The organism is Pinibacter soli, assembly GCF_029961145.1.
GTDB lineage: Bacteria > Bacteroidota > Bacteroidia > Chitinophagales > Chitinophagaceae > Pinibacter > Pinibacter soli.
The window spans coordinates 194,212-217,759 of the sequence record NZ_JASBRG010000008.1; the positions used below are offsets into that span (position 1 = coordinate 194,212).

General features: G+C 40.8%; 11 protein-coding genes and 1 tRNA gene. 5 read left to right on the forward strand and 7 right to left on the reverse strand.

Annotated features, from left to right (window positions below; genetic code table 11):
• Positions 1–33 precede the first annotated feature (33 nt).
• A complete protein-coding gene (gene galB / locus QJ048_RS23265; RefSeq protein WP_282336871.1) occupies positions 34–2,589 on the forward strand; it encodes a beta-galactosidase GalB in 2,556 nt (851 codons plus the stop codon).
• A gap of 802 nt (positions 2,590–3,391) precedes the next feature.
• Here the strand turns inward: galB and QJ048_RS23270 are convergent.
• The 5 genes from QJ048_RS23270 to QJ048_RS23290 form a co-directional block, all read right to left on the reverse strand.
• Positions 3,392–3,724 (reverse strand): MarR family winged helix-turn-helix transcriptional regulator, encoded by a 333-nt coding sequence (locus QJ048_RS23270; RefSeq protein WP_282336872.1) that lies wholly within the window; start codon positions 3,722–3,724, stop codon positions 3,392–3,394.
• Between the two features lie 6 nt (positions 3,725–3,730).
• Entirely contained in the window at positions 3,731–4,060 is a 330-nt protein-coding gene (locus QJ048_RS23275) for a hypothetical protein (RefSeq protein ID WP_282336873.1), read from the reverse strand.
• A gap of 22 nt (positions 4,061–4,082) precedes the next feature.
• Complete coding sequence (locus QJ048_RS23280; RefSeq protein WP_282336874.1) at positions 4,083–5,042, reverse strand: XAC2610-related protein; 960 nt, start codon at positions 5,040–5,042, stop codon at positions 4,083–4,085.
• A 124-nt stretch (positions 5,043–5,166) separates the two neighbouring features.
• Complete coding sequence (locus QJ048_RS23285) at positions 5,167–5,943, reverse strand: DUF4261 domain-containing protein (protein ID WP_282336875.1); 777 nt, start codon at positions 5,941–5,943, stop codon at positions 5,167–5,169.
• A 255-nt stretch (positions 5,944–6,198) separates the two neighbouring features.
• Positions 6,199–6,272 (reverse strand) — tRNA-Asp (locus tag QJ048_RS23290).
• A gap of 136 nt (positions 6,273–6,408) precedes the next feature.
• Between QJ048_RS23290 and QJ048_RS23295 the strand changes: the two genes are divergently transcribed.
• The 3 genes from QJ048_RS23295 (at position 6,409) to QJ048_RS23305 (ending at position 9,585) form a co-directional block, all read left to right on the forward strand.
• The gene (locus QJ048_RS23295) at positions 6,409–7,386 is read left to right on the forward strand and encodes an acetyl-CoA carboxylase carboxyltransferase subunit alpha (protein WP_282336876.1); all 978 of its coding nucleotides are present in this window, start codon (positions 6,409–6,411) and stop codon (positions 7,384–7,386) included.
• 87 nt (positions 7,387–7,473) lie between these two features.
• The gene (gene dapA / locus QJ048_RS23300) at positions 7,474–8,355 is read left to right on the forward strand and encodes a 4-hydroxy-tetrahydrodipicolinate synthase (protein ID WP_282336877.1); all 882 of its coding nucleotides are present in this window, start codon (positions 7,474–7,476) and stop codon (positions 8,353–8,355) included.
• Between the two features lie 132 nt (positions 8,356–8,487).
• Positions 8,488–9,585, forward strand: coding sequence for a Gfo/Idh/MocA family protein (locus QJ048_RS23305; RefSeq protein WP_282336878.1), 1,098 nt, complete (start codon positions 8,488–8,490; stop codon positions 9,583–9,585).
• A 155-nt stretch (positions 9,586–9,740) separates the two neighbouring features.
• Here QJ048_RS23305 and QJ048_RS23310 read toward each other — a convergent pair whose 3' ends face one another.
• Both QJ048_RS23310 and pbpC read right to left on the reverse strand, forming a co-directional pair.
• On the reverse strand, positions 9,741–15,041 hold the full coding sequence (locus tag QJ048_RS23310) for a S8 family serine peptidase (protein ID WP_282336879.1): 5,301 nt from the start codon (positions 15,039–15,041) through the stop codon (positions 9,741–9,743).
• Between the two features lie 296 nt (positions 15,042–15,337).
• Entirely contained in the window at positions 15,338–17,701 is a 2,364-nt protein-coding gene (pbpC, locus tag QJ048_RS23315) for a penicillin-binding protein 1C (RefSeq protein WP_282336880.1), read from the reverse strand.
• Positions 17,702–17,987: 286 nt separating this feature from the next.
• Here pbpC and QJ048_RS23320 point away from each other — a divergent pair, with 286 nt between their 5' ends.
• On the forward strand, positions 17,988–23,384 hold the full coding sequence (locus QJ048_RS23320) for an alpha-2-macroglobulin family protein (RefSeq protein ID WP_282336881.1): 5,397 nt from the start codon (positions 17,988–17,990) through the stop codon (positions 23,382–23,384).
• The last annotated feature ends 164 nt before the right edge of the window (positions 23,385–23,548 follow it).

Genomic DNA, 23,548 nt, shown 5'->3' on the forward strand with positions numbered 1-23,548 from the left:
TCAGTATAAAACAGGATTTAATATCAAAAAACTATGAAGAGAAATGTGCTTGTACTTCTGTTGACCTATTTAAGTTTTTTTAAAGGGTTTACTCAATCGACCAGGACAGAAGAGAACTTTGATGCAGACTGGTTATTTGCTCGTTACGGCTTACAAGCTGATGGCTCCAGAATTTCCGAGCCGACAGATTCTTCATTGCTCGCAAGCACATCATTTGATGATTCAAACTGGAGAAAACTTAGGTTGCCACACGATTGGGCAGTGGAATGCAATTTCAGGGCTGATCTGGACGGAAGAACCGGTAAGTTACCATGGCGTGCTATCGGTTGGTATCGCAAACATTTTAATGTGCCATCAACCGAAAAAGGGAAACAATTTTATATTGACTTTGATGGCGCAATGGCTAATGCTGAAGTTTGGCTCAATGGAAATAAAATTGGTGAACAGCCCTACGGCTACACATCATTTAGAGTAGATCTTACGCCGTATATATCGTTGGGAAAAGAAAATGTTTTGGCAGTTCGTTTAAATACCGAAGAATGGGGATCTCGCTGGTACCCTGGTGGCGGCATTTATCGTCATGTACATTTAGTAAAAACCGAGCCTGTTCATGTGGCACAATGGGGCGTTTCCGTAAATACTCCGGAGATCACAAATGAATATGGAATGGCATCTGTGAATGTTTCAGTTTTGAATAATCTGGCAAAGACCGTGCAATTAAAATATACGGTTGATATTTATGAACTAAATAAAAATGGTGATGCTGGCCGGAAAGTTGTGACAAGTAATAAACAAGATTTGGAGATCAAAGCTAATCAAAGCTCCACAGGGAATGTAATGCTAAAAGTCGCCAATCCAAAATTGTGGGATCTATCAAATACAAATCGTTACATGGTTCGCGTTTCTGTATTAAGTGAAAACAAACCAGTTGATAAATACGAGACTTTCTTTGGTTTTAGAACGATTCGATTTACGCATGACAATGGATTTTTACTGAACGGAAAAAGAGTTCAGCTTCAGGGGACATGTAATCACGGAGATTTAGGTGCACTGGGCGCAGCGGCTAATATTCACGGGTTACAAAGGCAGCTTTCCATATTAAAAAGTATGGGATGCAATGCTTTGAGAACCTCTCACAATCCGCCTGATCCGGAACTATTGGAGCTTGCAGATAAAATGGGTTTTTTAGTAATGGATGAAGCATTTGATTGTTTTAAAATCAGCAAGGATGACAAGAGCAATGGAAAAGATTATGCACGTCTGTTTGATAAATGGCATGAAAAAGATTTGAGCGCTTTGGTAAAACGGGACAGGAATCACCCAAGTGTAATTCTGTGGAGCATGGGAAATGAAATTCCTGAACAACATTATCCTGATAAGTTTTATTTGTTTGAAGAACTGAAAAATATAATCAGGAAGTACGATACTTCGCGCCCTGTCACTTGCGGTGTATCTTTTCCCAAAAACACTGCTTTCAATGGAGTAGAATTAGTGATGGATGTTCATGGAATGAACTATCCTCCTAATAAATCATATGGCAGCCCGGATTTATACGAACGATTCCTTAATTTCAAAGGACATGAAAATCTGCCGGGATTTGCCAGTGAAAGCTCTTCAACAATAAGTACGCGGGGAGAATATTTTTCTAAAAATTTTCAAGTATCTTCTTATGACTTACGCCAGCCCGGTTGGGGTACCTTGCCTGATGAAGATTTTGCAGCGCTGGATAAATCACCCGGGATATGTGGCGAATTCGTCTGGACCGGTTTTGATTATTTAGGTGAACCTACACCGTTTAATAGTGATGCTTCTATTTTATTAAATTATAATGGCCTGAGCAAGGAAGAGCTTGAGAAGAAAAAAGCGGAACTGGAAAAGATCGAAAAAAATCGCCCACCATCAAGAAGCAGTTATTTTGGAATAATAGATTTGGCGGGGTTTCCCAAAGACCGTTATTATTTATATCAATCAAGATGGAATCCTGATGTGCCAATGGTTCACATATTACCACATTGGAATTTCCCGGATAGAGTAGGAAAGATAACACCAGTATTCATCTATACTTCAGGCGATGAAGCTGAATTGTTTTTGAATGGAAAATCGTTGGGAAGAAAAAAGAAACAGCCATACGAATATCGTTTACGTTGGGACAGTGTAAGCTATCAGCCAGGAGAGCTAAAAGCAGTTGCTTATAAAAATGGTAAGCGCTGGGCAGAATCTTTGGTAAAAACAACAGAAGCACCCGCTAAGCTGAAAATATCAGCAGATAAATCTGTCATTAAATCAGATGGGGAGGATCTTATTTTTGTAACAATTTCTGTTACTGATAAAAATGGTGCAATGGTTCCAACGGCAAACAATATAATTTCCTGTAAAGTGGAAGGACCCGGAGAAATAGTCGCGACAGACAATGGCGATGCTACCTGCCTCATTGGATTTACTAATCCTGTGCGTCCGGCCTTCAATGGATTAATGCTTGCTATCGTAAAAGCAAAAGCAAATCAGTCAGGTAAATTGAAACTGATCGTTGAATCTGAAGGTTTAGGAAAAAGTAGTGTAACAATAGATGTGAAAAGCCTCACTCACTAGCCATTTTGCGCCTTCGAAATTTTAAAAACGATACATCAAGAAAGAGGATTGAATTAATTTCAATCCTCTTTTTTAATGTAGTAAAGAAATACTTCAGCCCAGAGGGTCCTGTACTTGGTACTTTTTAAAAAACAAATAAACTAAGACATGCTTTTTTACGATTTTTTATATTATCTGATTTATAGGTTCTATTCTAGTTATAACGAAAAGGGTGCCGCATCTACATCTGCAGGGATTATAGGTGGATTCCAAGCCTTGAATGTGTTTACAATAGTGTTGGTTTTCAAACTGCCAGATGCAAAAAATGTAGAAATAAATAAGCTTTTTGTAATCACCCTGTGTATAATCTTTCAAATTACCACCTACATTAGATATATATATCGCGAAAATCACTCTGTTGATGTGATTGAAAAGCAGTGGCGAAATAAGTCACAATCTTCAAGAAAGAAAATAAGTACATTCCTGCTCCTTTATGGACTAATAAGTATTGTGAGTGCATTCGGGTTAGCTATATATATAGGGTCATTTAAATAGAATATATATACCGCCGCTATGGAGGCGCGAATAAGCTAAGGATGAGTATTTTATATAATTGCAAATCGAACACCAACGGATGGAAGTTGCAATTTTAACATGCGCTTAAGTGGGCGATCCAATTACCCAATGCCTTGGTTCGTGTCCTCACGAACCATGTTGAATTTATAAACTAATGTTGAGGTTTATTCGTCGAGCCAGAACTGAACCTGGGATTTGCAATTAGCTGATGTTATAATGCCAAGCTAAACTTGCATAAAACCCCATGTTATAAGCTGCTTTGTCTGTCAAGGTAGGTTTGTGTAATGAATAAAAGTTGTTCCGGGTTGTCCATTGCCTTGATGTATTTAATTGTTTCGTGAGCATCAAAGTTTTCGTCCAGATATTTTTTGCCATTTACTGTAATCTCATATTTATTTGGCGTTCCATTATCAAAATCTTGAACTACAACAATTAGGCTATTGTCAAGCAAAGGTTTTAAGTTTTCTGTCATTTTTGCTGGGAAGTCTGCTTTATCATAAACTTTAACCATTGTGTAAATATCTCGGATTCCAGGGTCGCAAGAAATTAGAAATAAAATCAACTTTTGTTTGGTTGTCATGCAGTGTCAGTAATTGTTTATTTCTTTAAACTTGTGCAGATACTCAAAGAATTTAATAAATCCTTGCTCTGATCCAAATTCAGAATGAAGTTGTCCGAACCAACTCATCGTATTTTCATATTCTTCTTTAAACTCGTCTTTTAGAAATAATGAAAACTGGTCAAACTTTTCCATGTTTTTGACTTCAGACTTTGTTTCTGCTGCTAATAATTTATAACCTGCAATAAAACTATACAGGTAATCTAAGTTTCTATTTAAAAGAAATAAGCCTGTCCGTTTTTCTATTGCATCAAGAATTTGAAAAATGTCAGTACCGTCTTCGTATAGTTTGTCCATAGTTTGGTCGTCCTAAAATGGCTTATAAAGTTAAGTTGTCTGTGAACCAGTCATAGCCTTCGATTTTTCTATATTCAGCAGGCATAAAGCTTAGTCGTTTTAAAACTTTGTGATTGTCGCTGTATGGCAGATTATTCGATATAATAAATTTTCCTGTCTTCTCTCCTTTGCCGTTTTTCTCATAATAAATGTACTCTATAGTATCAACCGCTTCCTTATTCCATTTGTATTTGTACATCTCCGTTTCACCGGGATGCCCGTAACATACGCCTCGAACAATTTGCTCTTTTGGTGAAAATGTTGGATTGATAAACTCAAAGCTGTTGGAAAACGACTTCTTGTCTGACCTTAATAAATAAACATTACTGAAAGCCTTTAGGCAACAGCCGGTTCTGCCATACCAGTTTACAACGAAGTCTTTTAAACCGTCTCCATTGATGTCACGAATAGTGTCACTGGTATATTCAAGTGCCCACTGTTTATGGAAAAGTATCTTTTGATATAGTTGATTTTTCTTCAAGAAAATGTCAATGTAAATAGAACTTGGTGTTGTTCTTCTAATTATCAAATTCGGAAGTTCATTTGAAAAATAAAAATCACTCTTTATGTCAACGTCCACCTGATACGAACTATCCGGCATTGTTGAAACATAGCTCATTTTATATCTATCCTGTCCCTTTCTTTGTTCAACAATTTTAATTGCTTCGCTTAAAACTTTATCGTCGTTTATGCTGTCAAGCTTTTCTTGTTCGTCAATCTGTTTTCTTTTTTCAAGTCTTTCTTCCTCTTTCTTGTCAACGAAGGTTTTTGTGTCACTGTGATTAGCTGCAACCGTTTTCTTCTCATTTGCTTGTCTGCACGAAATGAAGAGTAGAAGTATCGCAATTGCAAAAATGTGGGTTGTTGCCTTCATAGGGTTACCATTAACGTTCTGGGCTTTGCGAAGGTTGGGTATTAGCATTCCTTCTGTTCGCTTGGCCACAAAAGTGGTCGATTAGTTAAAGCCAAATTACTGAAGCTGGGTCAGAATTCCTACTGCCGATGGGCCAGTTCCTTCTGCCCAACTTTTGCAAAACCCTTGTTGGCTGCTGCTCTTCTTCAATTATTCAATAAGCGAACTTAAAAGTGTCACCCTCGGCTAATTTGCCTTTGGATAGAGTGATCTTAATTTTTTCGTCGGCCGACAAGCCACATGTTTGTCCACTTTTGAACGCTACGTCATAGTCAAGAACATAGTGGGTCATATTAAAAAGAAATCCTCTAATATCTTCCAGGTCTTTTGATGAGTTAAGAATTTCCATTTCTGTCTTGCCAAACTCTTTAAGTCCATAAGTATAACCTGAATTTCCTTTGTCATTAGTTTGCAAACCGAAATAAATCCAAAGATTAAGTGGTAAATAGTCATCTGTCATACGTGATGCTTCTTTTAGGTAGTCAACTTTGGGAACAAGTATTGACTGGTTTCCTTTGTAGACGCCAATGGCGTTTGTTGTCCTTAGTAAGGAGCAGAGAACTTGAGTGAATATTTTGAAACGTGCAATTTGATTTTGTTTGCTACCCATAACTGAAATTATTAAATGACTTTTATGATCTTTTGTGTCATTTAATGCATTAACCCAATTGTATGCATACTCTGCAGTTCCCTCAATATCACCGGAAGGGATAGGGGTCGGAATGTGTCCTACTATTACAGTTTGTCCAGCAATGGTTAATACGGCGGAAGAATTGTCGCCAAGCGATTCCTGAATTTCATTGTCATAGGTTGAATTATAATCCTCAACAAGATTGTCGAGGTTAAAGGGATCTATGTCATTAAGCATGATCATTCCCAGAATGATTTTGCTATCTGGTTTGTCGTCTTTTATTTTCTTTTTCCAAAGCATAGGGTTGTGTCTTTAGAGTTGCAGCCAACTAATAAAAATACGCATGTTTGTCATCTCTCAATACTTGCGGAAATATTTTTTAAACGTTGATATCCAACAAAATATTTTTATTTACGCAAGTGAGAATTATATAATGCAAGTTTCGCAAATACAATTTTGATTAATCCAGTTTCATTGCTAAATACCAGGAATCAAGCTACTGAAAGTAAAATGAGCTAAAAACAAAAAAGGCTCACATTGCTGTGAACCTTTTCGCGGACCGGACGGGACTCGAACCCGCGACCTCCGCCGTGACAGGGCGGCATTCTAACCAACTGAACTACCGATCCAAGAACTTTGCCTTTCAACGTTTTGCGTTACCGCTGTATCGTTTTGGGAGTGCAAATATAAGGCGATTTTCTTTTTCCAAACAAATCTTTTTTAAAAAAATTTTCAACCCTTATTTTTACACTTCATTACTCAATTATGCCAGACAATAAAAATCGACAATTTCTTGATTTCGAAAAACCTGTTAAGGAAATCTTTGATGAGATCGAAAAACTAAAGCAAACTGAAGAGAAGACAAAAGTTGACTTATCTGACTCCATTAAAAAACTGGAGGATCAAGTTATAGAGAAAAGAAAAAATATTACCAGCAACCTTACCGCGTGGCAAAAGGTGCAGCTCAGCCGTCACCCGGACAGACCTTACACACTTAAGTATATCCAAAAGATGAGCACCAATTTTATTGAGCTGTTTGGTGATCGCAATGTGAAAGATGACAAAGCCATTGTTGGTGGATTTGCTCAACTTGAAGGCGAAACAGTTATGCTCATTGGGCATCAAAAAGGGATCAATACAAAAATGCGCCAGTTGCGCAATTTTGGTATGGCCAATCCGGAAGGCTACAGAAAAGCTTTGCGCCTTATGAAGCTTGCCGAAAAGTTCAACAAGCCAATTGTTACTTTGATAGATACTCCGGGTGCTTATCCGGGTATGGAAGCAGAGGAGCGTGGACAAGGTGAAGCTATTGCACGCAATATTTATGAAATGATGCGTCTTAAAGTACCTGTGATCTGTGTGATCATTGGTGAAGGTGCGTCTGGCGGTGCATTAGGAATAGGCGTTGGCGACCGCATTTTTATGCTGGAAAATTCCTGGTACACAGTTATCTCTCCTGAAAACTGTAGTTCTATTTTGTGGAGAAGCTGGGAAATGAAAGAGAAAGCAGCAGAAGAGCTGAAGCTTACTTCAGATTACATGCATAAATTTGGTTTGGTAGACACTATAGTTCCGGAACCTCTTGGAGGCGCTCATTGGAACTATGATGAGGCTGCAGAAAATCTAAAGAATCAAATCATAGCTACGCTCAAAGAACTTAAACAAATACCTGCTGAAGACCGAATTAATCAGCGTATTGAGAAGTTCAGCAAAATGGGCTTCTGGGACGAGGTAGCGTCTTAAGAAAATTGAAATTAAATCGTAGGGGCTAATCACATTGGCCCATATACGGCCGAAGAGCCGCATACAAATAACATATATTAATTAGAAATGTCACTCAAAACACAACTAAGAGGAACAGGTGTTGCGTTAGTTACTCCTTTTACCGCCGATGAAAATATTGACTTTCCGGCATTAGAAAAATTGATCGATTTTGTGATTTCAAACGGTGTGGAATATGTGGTAAGTCTTGGCACCACAGGTGAAACACCTACTTTAAGCAAGCAGGAAAAAATCGATATCATCAACTTTACATACGAGAAGGTAAACGGTAAGGTACCCATAGTTGTGGGCGTTGGCGGAAATAATACCAAGGCTGTAGTGAACGATTTACAAACACTTCCGCTTGATAAAGCAGTGGCTGTATTAAGCGCAAGTCCTTACTACAACAAGCCTTCACAGGAAGGTATTTTCCTTCATTACAAAGCATTGGCAGAGGCTTCGCCAAAACCAATTTTGTTGTACAATGTTCCGGGAAGAACAGGAAGAAATATGGAAGCTTCTACTACCCTGAGACTTGCGCACGAGGTAAAGAACATTGCCGGTATCAAAGAAGCTGCAAACAATATGGTGCAGTGCATGCAAATATTGAAAGATAAACCCGCAGACTTTTTGGTTGTAAGTGGCGACGATGACCTGGTATTGCCTCAGCTTTCATGCGGCATGGATGGCGTTATCAGCGTTGCGGCTAACTGTCTTCCAAAGGCATTTACAGAAATGGTACGCAAAGGTTTGAGTGGTGATTTTGCTGGGGCAAAAAAATTGAACGATACTTTACTGGAAGCGTACAGTTTGCTTTTCGCAGAAAACAATCCTGCCGGAGTGAAAGCATTTTTGACAGAACTGGGACTTATTCAAAATCACCTTCGTTTGCCGATGGTTCCACTGAGCAGCGGGTTGCACGAAAAAGTGAAAGCGTTTTTGAAAAAATAGTTTTTAAACTTTCTGATATTTAAGCGAAGAGTCCCGATTTAAAACCGGGACTCTTCGCTTTTTTTATTATTTTGATTGGTACATAATTATTGCGGCTACATCGTCGAATCTGCTAATCATAAAATATTTGCCATGTCCAATTTTTATCCCCGCCGGAAATTTATTAGAAATGTTTCACTCGGCACGCTAGCATTAGTGCCTGGTATTTCTGCAATCGCAGCATACGCAAAAAGTAAAGACAAAAAATTAGGCGTAGCACTTGTGGGGCTTGGTAATTATAGTACGCATCAACTGGCGCCAGCTTTGCAACAATGCGAACATTGTTATCTCGCAGGCATTGTAACGGGTACACCAGCGAAGGAAAAAATATGGGCAGAAAAATACAGCATTCCGCAAAAAAATATTTACAACTATCAAAATTTCGATTCCATTGCAGATAACAAGGATATCGATATTGTATATGTTGTGCTGCCGGTTGCAATGCATAAAGAATATACAATCAGAGCTGCCAGGGCCGGCAAACACGTTATTTGCGAGAAGCCAATGGCGGTAAGTGTTGCAGATTGCCGGGAAATGATTGATGCTTGTAAAAAAGCAAACAAAATGCTATCGATCGGGTACCGTTTGCATTTTGAGCCATTCAATATGGAAATGATGCGGCTCGGACAGAAACGGGTTTTTGGAAATATAATAAAGATAAACTCCAGCAACGGCTTTATATGGGGAGGGGATCCTAACGCGTGGCGCCTTAAGAAAGCTTTGGCCGGTGGCGGAGGATTGATGGACATGGGCGTATACGTAATTCAGGGCGCAAGATATACAACAGGAGAGGAGCCACTTTCTGTAAGTGCAAGGGAAATAAAAACCAACCCAAATCTGTTTAAAGAAGTTGACGAAACGGTTGTTTGGGAAATGAAATTTCCCGGCGGTGCCATTGCAAACTGTCGTTCAAGCTATAACGAGAATGCTAATTTCCTTCGTGCCGAAGCGCAGAAGGGTTGGTTTGAACTGTCGGAAGCTTATCGATACGGTGGAATGGTTGGTGCAACGACTAATGGCAGCATGAGCTTTTCCAACATTAATCAGCAAGCTGCACAAATGGATGACTTTGCACAATGTATTATGCAAAACAAACCTACGCGGGTGCCAGGCGAAATGGGACTACAAGACATTAGAATCGTAGAAGCAATTTATAGAAGCATTGTAAGCGGGAAGGAAGAGCGTGTTTGAATTTGAAAATTTGAGGATTTGAAAATTTGAAAATGCATTCTGCGCATTCCGTATGAATTTTGCTCAAACTTTTTTAAGCAGCATAATAGGAGAGAATCCTATTATAACAGTGTCCTAATTTTCAAATTTTCAAATCCTCAAATTTTCAAATTAATTTACTCTCTAACAATTTTCTCCACTCTCGTACCTGCATCTGTAGTAATTACCAAAACGTACACGCCACTGCTGATGCCTGATATATAGAGTGTGTTTTGTTTACCTGAGGTTTTAGTAAACGTTAGTCTTTTACCCGTCATGTCTTTTAATTCAATCGACGAACAATTTGCCGATGTTTTGATGTACACCATGTTTCCCGTTGCGGGAATAGGATAGATCGATACATCGAAATTGTTTTGATTATAGCTGATGGCACGGATCTGCGAATATGTGTATCGTCCATCGAGATCCGTCATTTTTAATCTGTAGTAGTTTTTACCGGTTGCCAGATTGTCGTCGACAAAACTATAATTGTTTATCACAGTACCATTGTTCTTTGCAGGCACGGCGCCAATTTGTTTGAACTGAATGCCATCCAAACTTTTTTCAATAATAAAAGACTGTGTATTGATTTCCTTTGTTGTTTGCCAGTTTAAAATGCCTTTCGCATTTTTTACATCAGCAGTGAATGCGAGTAAAGTTAGCGGCAAAGGAACATCATTGTTTGGTCCTCCATTGTTGATCCAGAATTCAGAAAATCTATCAACCTTGTATTCTGCATAATAGCCATTATTATACGGCATCACCGTTACCTGCGAGTGTGGCAGAATAAATTTGAAAATGCCGGTACTTGAAATATTGTTGTCTAATGAACAATCCTCTTCCGTAGGCAAACCGCTGTATTGTGTTACGCCGCTTGAATACGGATCAACAATGGTAGTGCAGGTACTGCAGCCTGTCGCATTCATTAGTTTTTTTGATTCAGAATCGAGGAAATAAAAACGAACGCTAACGCTGTCTGTTGGTGCATTTTCAGGCGAGACAACAATATTTCTGTCCAGATAATATTGGCTCCTGGAAATTCTCACCAATGTACCGGGATTAAAGAAAACTTTTGCAGTTGTGTTGCCAAGATTCTGACCGTGAGGATTGACCGATGCAACACGTTTGCCGGAGGCATCGTTAAAATCTATCCATTGATTTCCGCTGACAACGTTGGTAGTGCCCGTTGTGAGATCCGGGCCGCTATAAATATCAGCTTTATCAAAAATGGTAACATCGTCAATGCCGACTCCGTCAAATGTGGCTCCTGGATCACTGTTCATTACGAATCTTAAATGTAATCTTGAAGATTTGGGAAGATCATAGCTCGCTACGTGCCACGTAGTAAGAGACGGAATTTGCCAGATATTTTTGCTTGAGTTATTATACCAGTTTGTACCACTGTTGGGAACACCCAGCTTCGACCAGCTTGATCCGTCGATGCTGTATTCTACCCAATGAGCATCACAGTCGCAATTTTCCAGTTGGAAGATATGGCTAAATGAAAGCATTGGATTTGCCATGCCGCTCACATCAAAACAAGGTGAATACAGATAAGACAATTCATTATCATTGTAGTTGCCAGTAAGATTCGTGGTCCATATTTTAGAACCGTTGGCTGCTTTATTGATAACAGGTTTTGATGGTGCGCCCCAGGCCCAGCTATTGTTTGAGCCATCTGAATACCAGTGGCCATCATTGTTTTCAAAACCCTCTACATACGGAAACGTGTTGATGAATGGAACTGTATGGAAGTTAATAGTATGTAGTGTGTCATTGCCGGGATAATTATCCCCCGGATTTTTTACCCACGCTTTAATTGCATATTGCTGAAATGCAGATAGATCCGCGGTATGAACAAAAGTGTAAGTCATTTCTCCCGGAGGAACAGTTCCAATTATCTCAGTAGTTGTTGCGCCGTTTATGCTCATCGTAGCAGGAACATTTGACAACGTTGTGCCTGTGTAATTTTTAAGATGTATGGAAACCGTTTCTGCGCTTCCAAATTGGCAAATGTTTGACGTGTCTGGCGCAACAAATGAGAGCACACCAATATCATTTGACGATTTGGTAATGGTTACATCATCGAAAGAGTAGCCATCATCAATGTTGCCAGCGGGTGTAACGGAATTGGCAGACGTATAGCCTTGTGTCCCAAATCTTACCTGGAAGCTGCTGCTGACTTTTTGAGCTGCTGCAGTCAGCACTTCTGTAATGTTTGTGCTGATGGCAGGTTTGTAAATATCGAAATCGCTGGCGTTTGCAGGTAAGGTATAAACGGGTAGCCAGGATGATGTATCACTTCCACGTATCCAAACCCGGTTGCCCGCAAGTGTAAAATCTACTCCATGATTTTTATAAAAGAAATCGAGCCACAATTGATCCGCAAGGCTGTATGAAGATAAATTGAAAGTAAGGGTCAGACTATCTGTCGAAGCAAATGTGTTATAAATATACTGATCCATTGTAGCACAGCGGTTGCCAGATCTTGCAAAACCTGTATTCACAAAAGTTCTTAATCTTCCAAGAGATGAATTGGTATTGAAATCGCCGCGATCAAGCCCCTCAAGACCAAACTTTTTAGTCTGTACAGTTTGGCTTGCGCTTGTTTCAAAATCTTCTGTCAAAGAAGGAGAAAGCGTGACCGGATCATTTGCCAATTGCTGAATGGTTGTTGTTAAAGTATCATCATTCGGGAATTGATCTCCGGCGTGCTTTATCCAGGTCTTAAACTGATAGGTGCCCGGTGCAGAGAAATCATAGGTTGAGGCAAATGCATAAATTGTTGTACCTCCGGCAGGAATAGTAACATTACTTGTTTCTGTAACGATAGGTCCCGAATTCACTTGGTACGATATATCATAGCTCGATGTGCCGGTAGTCACATCATCACCATTTCGTAAGCGAACCTGAATCGCATTACCCGGTTTTAACGCAGTTGAAGTAAACGCCCTGCCAGTTACCGGAGAGAGAATCGAATCCATCATTAAATTGTTATCGAGAATTGAAATGTCACATGGACCCGCTGAGGCATTCGCTGATTGAAGATATGATCTCCGGCCAGCCACACCGTTAACAACGGGCTCGACAGCAAAATAATAAGTACTGTCTTTGTTCGCGCTCCAATAAATACTAGTGGCTGTGGTATTAAGAACATTCTGCAGAGTACTGCCTTTTAGCATATACAGATTGTAAGAGGTCGTGATCGGCGATAAGTTTGTCCAGGCTATTTGCAGCGTTCCTGCACAAATGGAGTTCGCTGTCAGGCCGGGTTGAGGCAAGATTGTAAAATTGTTATCACTTATGTCGCTATAGCCTACATTGTTTCTCGTTACTCTGATAAGTGCCTTTGTAGAATGTATCGTTATGTCTGACGGAATGTTCCAATCCAGCAGTGTACTATCAGGGGCAACATCATTGCGAATGTTTATCCATGTGGTTCCATTGTCTAGCGAATAGTCTACACTAAATGTATTAACATCATTACCATAGTAACTCCATCTCAACTTTTCTGTGGTATTAGGTAAAAAGGTTTCGCCGCCGAAGGGATATTCAACTGTTACTGACGGCGGAATTATCTGGTATGCGACTACATAATTCTGAGGGCCGGTTGTAACGTTTGTGCCTGTAACATTTATTGTAAAATCTCCTGCGGCGGAATTATTGACTACAACTTGTTCTATGTTATTTAAATTATCAACGCCTTCAACTGCGGTTGCCGTAGGATTCGCCGGATTAGGAGTCAAAGGCCTGTGCAAGGTGCTGGAAGCATCGGTTACTGTGAGATCAAGATTGTTTATTAATGCACTTACAGCATTGGGCAATGCGGCTGGATCTGCCCAGTATAGCATGATCTTTACCTGGGCGCCGGCTGGTATATTATTAATCGTTCGCGTTTGTACAGACCCGTTAGTAGCGGCGTTGATAAAATAGGTGTTGTTTTCCAAAGCCTCAACTGCCCTTCGTGCATTAAGGTTGCCGAAGCCGTAAGCGTAGTCGGGGCCTGCAAGACCTTTGTCTTCTGCTCCATTGCAAACAACTGCTTTAATGAGAGAAGCCTCTGGATTTGCGCCCCCGTGTAGTTGCCTGTATCGCTCGTATAATAGCGCCAGTGTTCCTGTTACCGTAGGTGATGACATGCTGGTACCTGTCAGTGTGCTGTAGCTGTTATTTGGATATGTTGATATGATCGCAGTGCCTCCCGCTACAATCTCTGGTTTCAATCGGCCATCGTCTACAGGTCCGCGACTTGATCCGGGGTTAATTTGATAATTGTTAATGTTGTCAATATTCCCGACCGTTAAAACGTTTTTGGCACATTGATACCCCGATTTGATAGTGCCGTAACTTCCCGGAAATGGGGCACACGTGAGCGTGCCATCGTTACCCGCTGCAAATACATGCAGAAGGTTTGGGTATGTGGCAAGTTGGTCATCAACATAATTGCTAAGAGCGTCATACGCACCGTCCCCCGGACAATTATTTGCTCCGGAAAAATAGGAGTTGTTGGTTACCACCATGTGATTGTCGGAAATATACACAGGCGCAAAAGCAATAATGTTGCTGAAATATTGATTTAACAGAGTGGCCTGGGGAGCCATTCCTTTATATCTTGGGTCAACTATGCCGCCTCCGCCAACTGTGCCGGAAACGTGCGTTCCATGGAGCTCAGGGCCAGAGGGTGTTCTTACCAGGAGTCTGTTTTCGAAATCTATATGAGTATTTGGATTTGCATTGTCACCAATCCCAACCGTTACGTTTTTGCCTGTAAGATTTCTTCCTGAAATAGACTGCAATGCATCGACCGATTGTGCTGCCCGGTTGTTGTAATTAAGCGGAACATCCTTTAACGTTTGCGATCCTATATAATTTACGAAGGGTAGTGCCGCTATTTTTTGAATGATTTCAGAAGAAGCTTTTACGAATACGGTATTGCCCGGCTTCAGATCAGTATTGGCAATGGTTGCGCCGGCCTGTTTTAACTGTTCAACCACCTCCTCTTTTTTTAAAGAGCCGAAAAACATTACAGCTACGAAATTATTTGGCTCATGTAAAACAGATTCATCGTTTAGCTTGCTGTCTATTTTTATGTCGGCCGGAATATTGTAAACGCCTGTTACATTTGGTGGAAGAGATGCAATACTTGTGTTTCTTATTTCTGCGAGATATGAATTAACGCCTATCGGTGTTTGCAACAAAATTCCCTTTGTTTGCAGCTCCTTCCTGGTTTCTGCATCAGGAACTTTATTAAATTGAACGATTGTGTAAAGATTATTTTGAAAGGAAATGTTTTGCTGATAGCGGTTCAAAAACTTTTGCTTAAGCAGATTTTCGCTTGTTTTAACAGAGCCATTCTTCAAGCGGATTTTATCCTGAGCGTAAAATTTATTACTTGTAAAAGCCAACAATACGGTTAAAAACAAAATGATTCTTTTCATTCGTAAGCACTTGTGTTAAAAAGACAACTTTTTAATGTTTCGGTTGCATCATATCAGACTGTTATAAAGGTATTTCAAAAATGACATTTCCTAACATAAAAAAGCCGGTAGTTGACTTCTTATTACTCGTTTAGCACCCAATCGATTGCTGTTAATGCTTAAAACTGCCACGGATTTTTTCCATAGCCAACAGCATTTATTTACGCAGCTTTTCAGTTATTCAGTTACTCAGTTATTCAGTCGTTGTAAAAAATCAGCGCAAATCAGTCCAATCAGCGTCATCTGCGTGCTCCCTCTTACAAACTCACGTACTTCACTTTTATCCAGATATCCCTGTTTCTTCCTTTATCATCTGTACAAGAAATCTTCACTGGTCCTTCTTCCGGGATAAAAAATATCTTGCTCTTTGCGTCTGTTGCCTTATAAAATTTGTTGTTGATATACCAGTAAACCCGGCTCACATCGTTTCCAGTATTGCAAGCCAATTGCAGCGGTTCAGGGTCTTTCCGGTTAATAAAGTATTCTGCATTGTTTGAGGGCGAAACAATTGCCGGAGAACCCTCTTTAAATATCTTCTCACAGTTGGGATTGTGCGGCGGAATTTTCTCGTAGGTAATCTTACGCTCAGTCATCCATGCTTGCATATCTGCTCCAATAATTTTGTACAACTTCTTTTTGTAGCCAACCTCCGGCATACACATTTTGCAATACGATATTTTTTCGTCCGCAGACACCATCACCTCTTGCATATGGTTACAGGTTTGCGTAGAAGATGTAAGCGGAATGAAATAATCCGTAACAAGGTTTGTACAATGGTCGCCCGGCGGCAAGCCCGTTTCCGAGCAAACCATCCTTATATCGCAATCTTTCGGTTGACGGAACCAGTCTTTGTCACTATCGTAATCTATTGTATTGAAAATCTTGAAAAGTAGTGGAGTGGCAACATTGGCCCCGCTAAGATCAGGAACACCAACTCCCGAAAAGTTTCCTACCCAAATGCCAACCGTAAAATGTTTATTATAGCCAATGCTCCATGCATCCCGCCTACCATACGAAGTGCCAGTTTTCCAGGCAATCTTCGGCATCTTTTCCGTGCTTTGCCAGTTAAGTGGAAAATCCGGGCGATTCACTTTCGATAAAATCTCATTGATCATAAACGTAGAAGCAGGGCTTAAAACAGTTTCAACCTTTTTGTTGGAAGATTTTTTATCCGTCTTTTTTTTCGATTTGTCTGCATCGTATTGAACGTAGTCAGGCGCAACAAATTTTCCATCGTTGGCAAACAGAGAAAACAAGGCAGTAAGTTCTTCCAAAGAAGCACCGCATCCGCCCAGGATAAGCGATAGTCCAAGTTTTCGCTGGTCTTTCCTTATCTGCATAAAATTGCATGACGACAATTGCTGAACAAATTTATCCTTGCCCAACATCCGCAAACTCTTAACCGCAGGAATATTCAGCGAATGTTCCAACGCATATTGCATCGTCACATAACCGTTAAATTGCTTGTCGTAGTTTTCAGGAGCATAGCCGTCATAATTTACAGCTACATCTGTCAGCGTCATTTTAGGCGTCATCAAACCCGCATCCAGGCACATTCCGTAGAGCAGGGGTTTTAGAGTACTTCCCGGCTGTCGAATAGCAGCCGCACCATTTACTTGTCCGCCATCTGTTGTGTCGCTAAAATTTGCGGAGCCGACGTAAGTAACCACCCGATGCGTTTCATTATTAATAACAATAACAGCAGCGTTATGAATGTTTTTGAAAGACAATGTTCTTACGTAGTCTTGAACAAGTTTTTCAGACTTCAGCTGCATATTCAGGTTAATGTAAGAATGGATATTGTCGCCACCTTGTTTCTTCAGCTTGTAAGCCAGCTGTGGCGCAAGCTTGGGCACAGATGTTCGCGTGGCGGTAAGTGGCTCCTCCAATGCATCTTTGATTGCTTTCTCCGTAAAAACTTTGTCTTCCGCAAAGCGATGCAGCCACTTGTTTCTTTCGACAATGATCTTATCGTTATTTTTTCCAATCACCAAAGTAGAAGGTCGATTCGGGATAATAGAAAGCGCCGTGATTTCCGCTAGGGAAAGGTGATCCGGATTTTTCTGGAAATAAAGAATGGACGCCGATTTTACTCCCTCAATATTGCTGCCGTAGGGAACAAGGTTCAAATACATTTGCAGAATTTCATCCTTGCTGTACTTCATTTCGAGCTGCACCGTCCGAAACATTTCAATGACCTTGTTAAAGTAAGTTCTTCGCTTAGGTTCAAGTGCTCTTGCCACTTGCATCGTAATTGTAGAGGCGCCTGAAGTTCGTTTCATCCTGAAAATATTTTTCACAAAAGCACGCGTCATGGCAATCGCATCTACGCCGGGGTGGTAATAGAAATATTTGTCCTCTTTGTGAACAATCGTTTTTCGAAGCAGCGGGGAAATTTCATTCAGCTCAGTTTTCATTCTCCATTTTTCATCCTTGGTCAGGAATGCATGAATCACTTCACCCTTGTCATCCGTAATAATAGTGGAGTACTCTATATGATCCGGTAGCGGAAAAATGAAATTAAGCGCGAAGAAGAGCACCAACAAGCTTACAGGAGCGACTAACCATTTAAATAGTCTTTTGCGATTAACGCCTTTTAGATAAGCTTTGATCTTTTTCATTCAGAGTGCAATAAACGGTATTTTCAACTACCATTCTATCTGCTACAAAAATATCACAAGTTGTTTTTTACCTGGTAAAAGTTGTAAGGACTTGCAAATTTTCCTTCACAATAAATTTTCAAAAGTTGGTGATTCAAGAACCACTTTTTTCCATAACAAAAAAGTAGAATCTCTTACTACTTTTTTTCTTTAAATTGTAGCAACCTTTCTTTGTTATATTGCATCTGTAAAATTGCCATATAAACCGGCAAATCTTACACACCACATTCCATTAACCCACATCACTATGCGCATCAAAATTTTGACACTGTTAGTTGTAATGCTTACAGTAATATTAGTAGCATGTAACCGCAAAACTGTTAGCTTGGATTATACCAACGCAAACAGTGAAGTCCCCCAACTAGGCAACCTTGTATTTCGTTTCAATAAACCTCTCGTAAAAGATTCCTTGCTCAATCAATGGGATTCCACCGAGTACATCAGCTTCGAACCAAAGATTCCCGGCCGTTTCCGCTGGGAACATCCCGACGAACTTGTTTTCTCTCCCGAAAAACCTTTGAAACCCGCTACCACCTACAAAGCAAAGATCAACAGCGACGTGTTGCAGTATACATCCTTTAGCAAAGTAGAAGGTGCAAAGGATCTTAATTTCCACACGCCCGATCTAAAACTCGACAATACCAATGTTACATGGGTATTGCAGGATGAAAGTTCCCAATCGGCAGTTCCCCAAATAGATCTTTATTTCAACTACCCCGTTAGTCCCGCTGCGTTGAAAGAAAAACTCGGAATTGAAGTAGATGGAAAACAGGCAAACTATGCTTTGCAAACCGCTTCTTCAGACAATAAAATTACACTGCGTCTTCTCGGCGTTAAATCGGAAGACAAGGACTACAGCATAACCATTTCGCTTGACAAAGGCTTATTACCAGAGGGCGGCACAAACCCGCTTCCGGAAAAGAATGTCAACAAAGCCACCATTCCATCACCATACACACTTACGATAAATGATGTGCAAACTGAGCACGACGGAAATACCGGTAAAGTATATATAAGAACAAGCCAGCAAATTGTTCCCGCATCCCTTAATTCATTTGTCAAATTCGATCCGGCGATAAAATTTACTGCAGAAGTAACAGACGACGGTTTCATGATTTCCAGCGATCAGTTTAGTGCAGAAAAAAGCTACGAGCTGGTATTGGTAAAGGGCCTGCGCGGAAAGATCGGCGGTCAGCTCAGAGAAGAATATGTCACCAATGTCGCGTTTGGTAAACTTGAACCATCCATCAGTTTCACCAACAGCAAAGCCGTTTACCTCTCGTCACAGGGCGCAAAAAATATAGAAGTTCGCCTTATAAACGTACCGACAGTAAAAGTGATCGTTTCTAAAATTTACGAAAGCAATCTGCTCGCGACACAACGTTATGGCTATTATCCAAAAGAATCGAACGGTAACAGCGAAGAAGAATACTATAGCGACAACGGTGGTGATGCAACACTGGGCGATGTTATTTATGAAAAGGAAATAGAAACAAAAACGCTTCCCCAAAGTGGTAGTGGTCGGATATTCAATTTCAATATTCAGGACAAAGTGCCAGATTTTAAAGGCATCTACCACATTATGATTCGTTCAAAAGACGATTATTGGGTGAAAGACACCCGTTTCATTTCCTTATCTGATATTGGTCTCGTGGCAAAAGAAGGCAAAGACAAAATGTACGTTTTTGCAAACTCCATCAAAACCGCTCAATCTTTAAAAGATGTCAATATAGTTGCTTACGGCGCCAATAACCAGGTGCTGGGAATGGGAGCCACAAATGCAGATGGCGTTGCAGAAATCGCTTATTCGCGAAAAGATTTCGCAGGGTTCAAGCCAGCAATGGTTATTGCAAAAACAGCAAACGACTTTAACTATCTTCCATTTAACAATACAGCGGTAAATACGTCAAGATTTGAAGTAGGTGGTAAACGTAGCAACAGTACAGGGTTTGACGCATTTGTGTATGCAGAGCGCGACATTTATCGTCCCGGAGAAAAAGTAAACTTTGCAGTCGTAATTCGCGATGCACAATGGAAGTCCCCGGGCGAGCTGCCTTTAAAAATGAAGTTCCTGTTGCCAAACGGCAAGGAACTAAAAACATTCCGCAAAAGCCTGAACGCACAAGGTGGCCTGGATGGGAGTGTAGATATTTCACCCGCTGCCATTACGGGAAGCTATACCCTGGAAGTCTACACCAGCAACGACGTGCTTATTGGCAGCAAAAACTTTATGATCGAAGAATTTGTGCCAGACAGAATTAAGGTAACTACTAAGTTAGACAAGCAATCACTTCAGCCCGGCGAAAACACGACATTGAGCATTAATGCCATCAATTTCTTTGGCCCGCCTGCAGCCAATCGCAATTATGAAAGCGAGATACAGGTAAAACAAAAAGCCTTCTATCCGAAAAAATATCCTCAGTTTGATTTTGGTTTGGCAAATCAAAAAAGCTTCTTCGATAAACAGGTGAAGGAAGGGACTACAGACGAAAACGGAAACGCAATGATAAGCTACTCCGTTCCTAACATGTATAAAAACATTGGTATCCTACAAACAAGTTTCTATACAACGGTATTTGACGAAACTGGAAGACCTGTGAGCAGAAATGCCAACATAAACATCTATACGCAAAACACGTTCTTTGGTATCGGTAGCGATGGTTACGGATATTTTCCGCTTAACCAAGCTATAAAATTTCCTTTGATCGCTTTAGACAAAAACGAAAAAGTAGCAAAAGGAGTGGTCGCCAAAGTGGAGGTGATTAAACACGAATACAGAACTGTATTGGAAAAGAGCGGTTCGTATTTCCGTTACAACTCGCAGAAGGAGGATAAAGTTGTATCAACGGCAAACGTAACCGTATCAGGAGAAACTACTGGCTATCCCTTCGTACCACGTTCCCCCGGCGACTATGAGATCAGGGTTTCCATTCCAAACGCATCAAGTTATGTCAGCAGATCTTTCTACAGCTATGGCTACTGGGGCGGCGACAATAATTCCTTCGAAGTAAATACAGAAGGAGAAATAAATATAGAAACCGACAAAGACGCCTATAAAACAGGCGAAAGCGTAAAAGTGTTATTCAAAACACCTTTCAGCGGTCGCATGTTGGTAACAATGGAAAAGGATAAAGTACTGTCGTATCAATATGTAAATGTTGACAAACGCTCCGCTTCACTTGATCTTAAATTAACGACAGAACATTTGCCAAATGTGTACATCACCGCAACGCTTATCAAACCGCATGACGTTTCTGATATTCCACTAACCGTAGCACACGGTTTCAAAAACGTAAAAGTGGAAGAAGAAAGCCGCTTGATAAAAATGCAGGTGGTGGCATCTCAATCAGTTCGGTCACGTACACACCAAAAAGTGAAGGTAAAAGCTGCACCCGGAAGCATGGTAACGCTTGCTGCCGTTGACAACGGCGTATTGCAGGTAACCGATTTCAAAACACCTGATCCGTACAATTATTTCTATGCGCAAAAAGCACTCGAAGTAAATGCGTTTGATTTATATCCGTTATTGTTTCCTGAAGTAAGAGCAAAACTCAGCAGCACTGGTGGTGACGGCGACTTGCGCATGGATCAGCGTGTCAATCCAATGCCCAACAAGCGTGTAAAAATAGTTTCTTACTGGAGCGGAATCGCAACAGCAAACGGAAGCGGCGAAGCTGAGTTTGAGTTTGACGTGCCGCAGTTTTCAGGTGAATTAAGATTAATGGCAGTGGCTTATAAAAATGAAAGTTTCGGCTCTGCAGAATCTTCCATGAAAGTAGCAGACCCAATCGTTCTAAGCACTGCTATGCCACGGTTCCTTAGCCCGAACGACACCATCAGTGTACCTGTCACTATTTCTAATACAACTGGCAAAAGTACTTCCGCTACTGCAACCATAAACGTAGAAGGGCCATTGCAAATAGTGAGCAGTAACCGTGAAAATGTTTCTATAGAAGCGAATAGTGAAGCTAGAGTTGAGTTTAAAGTGGTGGCAGCTCCAACGGTAGCGGCGGGAAAAGTAAGAATTGAAGTACAGGGAATGGGAGAGAAGTTTACCGATGAAACGGACATAACAGTGCGACCTGCTTCAACTTTGCAAAAACAAACTGGCAGCGGTGCGATAGCCGGCAACTCTTCAAAACAGGTAACAATCCCTACTTCCGATTTCATGACAGGAAGCGTCAACTACAAACTCGTTGTGAGCAAATCCCCGGCAATGGAACTTGGCAGCCAGCTAAGCTACCTCGTTCATTATCCTTACGGTTGCACCGAGCAAACGGTTTCGGCCGCCTTCCCTCAATTGTATTTTTCAGATTTGTCGGAGTTGTTACAGGCTAACAAAGCATCGAAGGCAAGCGCCAACAGCAATGTAATGGAAGCCATTCGCAAAATAAAAATGCGACAACTGTACAACGGTGCCGTAACAATGTGGGACAATGGCGATCAGGAAAACTGGTGGGCAACCATCTATGCGGCCCATTTCCTCTGGGAAGCCAAAAAAGCAGGATACGATGTAGACAATGGCTTGCTGGAAACAATGCTCACATATATTAATAACAGACTTAGAAACAAGGAAACAATAAGTTACTTCTATAACCGCGATCAGCAAAAGAAAATCGCACCAAAAGAAGTTGCATATAGCCTGTATATCCTTGCAATTGCCGGCCGTCCAAATGTTTCAGTCATGAACTATTACAAAGCCAATGGTGCGCTATTGAGTCTTGACAGCAAATATTTACTTGCAACAGCCTACGCCATCGCAGGCGATAAATCCAAGTTCAAAGAAATGTTGCCCACATCATTCAGCGGAGAAACATCTGTTGCCCAAACCGGCGGAAGCTTCTATTCAGACATTCGTGATGAAGCCATAGCGCTGAATGCGTTGCTGGAGGTAGAACCGTCGAACGCGCAGATACCAATAATGGCGAGACACGTGGTAGACAAATTAAAACAACGCTCATGGTACTCCACACAGGAAAGCTCCTTTGGATTTTTAGCCATTGGCAAATTGGCCGCGGCAGCAAATAAATCTTCCGTAACAGCGGAAATAAAGGTGAACGGACGAGTTGTAGGAAATGTAAGTACAGCCGCAGCAAAATTTTCTGCAAAAGAACTAGGCGGAAACAACATAGTAATCGACACAAAAGGTGCAGGACAATTATATTACTGGTGGGAAAGTGAAGGCATTAGTGTAAGTGGCGCTTATAAAGAAGAAGACAATTACATTAAAGTTCGTAAAAGATTTTTCGATAGGAACGGACGAGCTATTGCTGGCAATACCTTCAAACAAAACGATTTGGTAATAGTGCAATTGACGCTGGAAAAATCATATAGCGGCTCCGTAGAAAACATTGTAATTACCGATCTGCTGCCCGCTGGTTTTGAAATCGAAAATCCGCGAACCAAAGAAATTCCGGGCATGGATTGGATAAAAGACGCTTCAAATCCTTCCGCACTCGATGTTCGTGATGATCGTATTAATCTCTTTGTGGATGCTTATAATAGTCGGCAAACCTATTATTATGCAGTGAGGGCAGTGTCGCCTGGTATCTATCACATGGGGCCTGTAAGCGCAGACGCCATGTACAACGGAGAATATCATTCTTATAATGGAGCAGGAACAATCACTGTCACAAGCAGATAAATAAGAGAATACTGTAGTATAGCAAGAGGCTGTCTCAACTTTGAGGCAGCTTCTCGTTTTGTAGAGAGATGTATGAACACAGCTTTAGAATATGTATTAAGCATCGTTGTGTCACTCCCTTCAGCATTTGAATAAGGATTGGGCAAAAGTTCATCCGCTTGTTC

Coding starts and splice junctions, on each gene's coding strand:
- galB (WP_282336871.1), top strand. CDS start 34: ATGAAGAGAAATGTGCTTGTACTTCTGTTGACCTATTTAAGTTTTTTT.
- QJ048_RS23295 (WP_282336876.1), top strand. CDS start 6,409: ATGCCAGACAATAAAAATCGACAATTTCTTGATTTCGAAAAACCTGTT.
- QJ048_RS23320 (WP_282336881.1), top strand. CDS start 17,988: ATGCGCATCAAAATTTTGACACTGTTAGTTGTAATGCTTACAGTAATA.
- QJ048_RS23285 (WP_282336875.1), bottom strand. CDS start 5,943: ATGCTTTGGAAAAAGAAAATAAAAGACGACAAACCAGATAGCAAAATC.
- dapA (WP_282336877.1), top strand. CDS start 7,474: ATGTCACTCAAAACACAACTAAGAGGAACAGGTGTTGCGTTAGTTACT.
- QJ048_RS23275 (WP_282336873.1), bottom strand. CDS start 4,060: ATGGACAAACTATACGAAGACGGTACTGACATTTTTCAAATTCTTGAT.
- QJ048_RS23270 (WP_282336872.1), bottom strand. CDS start 3,724: ATGACAACCAAACAAAAGTTGATTTTATTTCTAATTTCTTGCGACCCT.
- QJ048_RS23305 (WP_282336878.1), top strand. CDS start 8,488: ATGTCCAATTTTTATCCCCGCCGGAAATTTATTAGAAATGTTTCACTC.
- pbpC (WP_282336880.1), bottom strand. CDS start 17,701: ATGAAAAAGATCAAAGCTTATCTAAAAGGCGTTAATCGCAAAAGACTA.
- QJ048_RS23310 (WP_282336879.1), bottom strand. CDS start 15,041: ATGAAAAGAATCATTTTGTTTTTAACCGTATTGTTGGCTTTTACAAGT.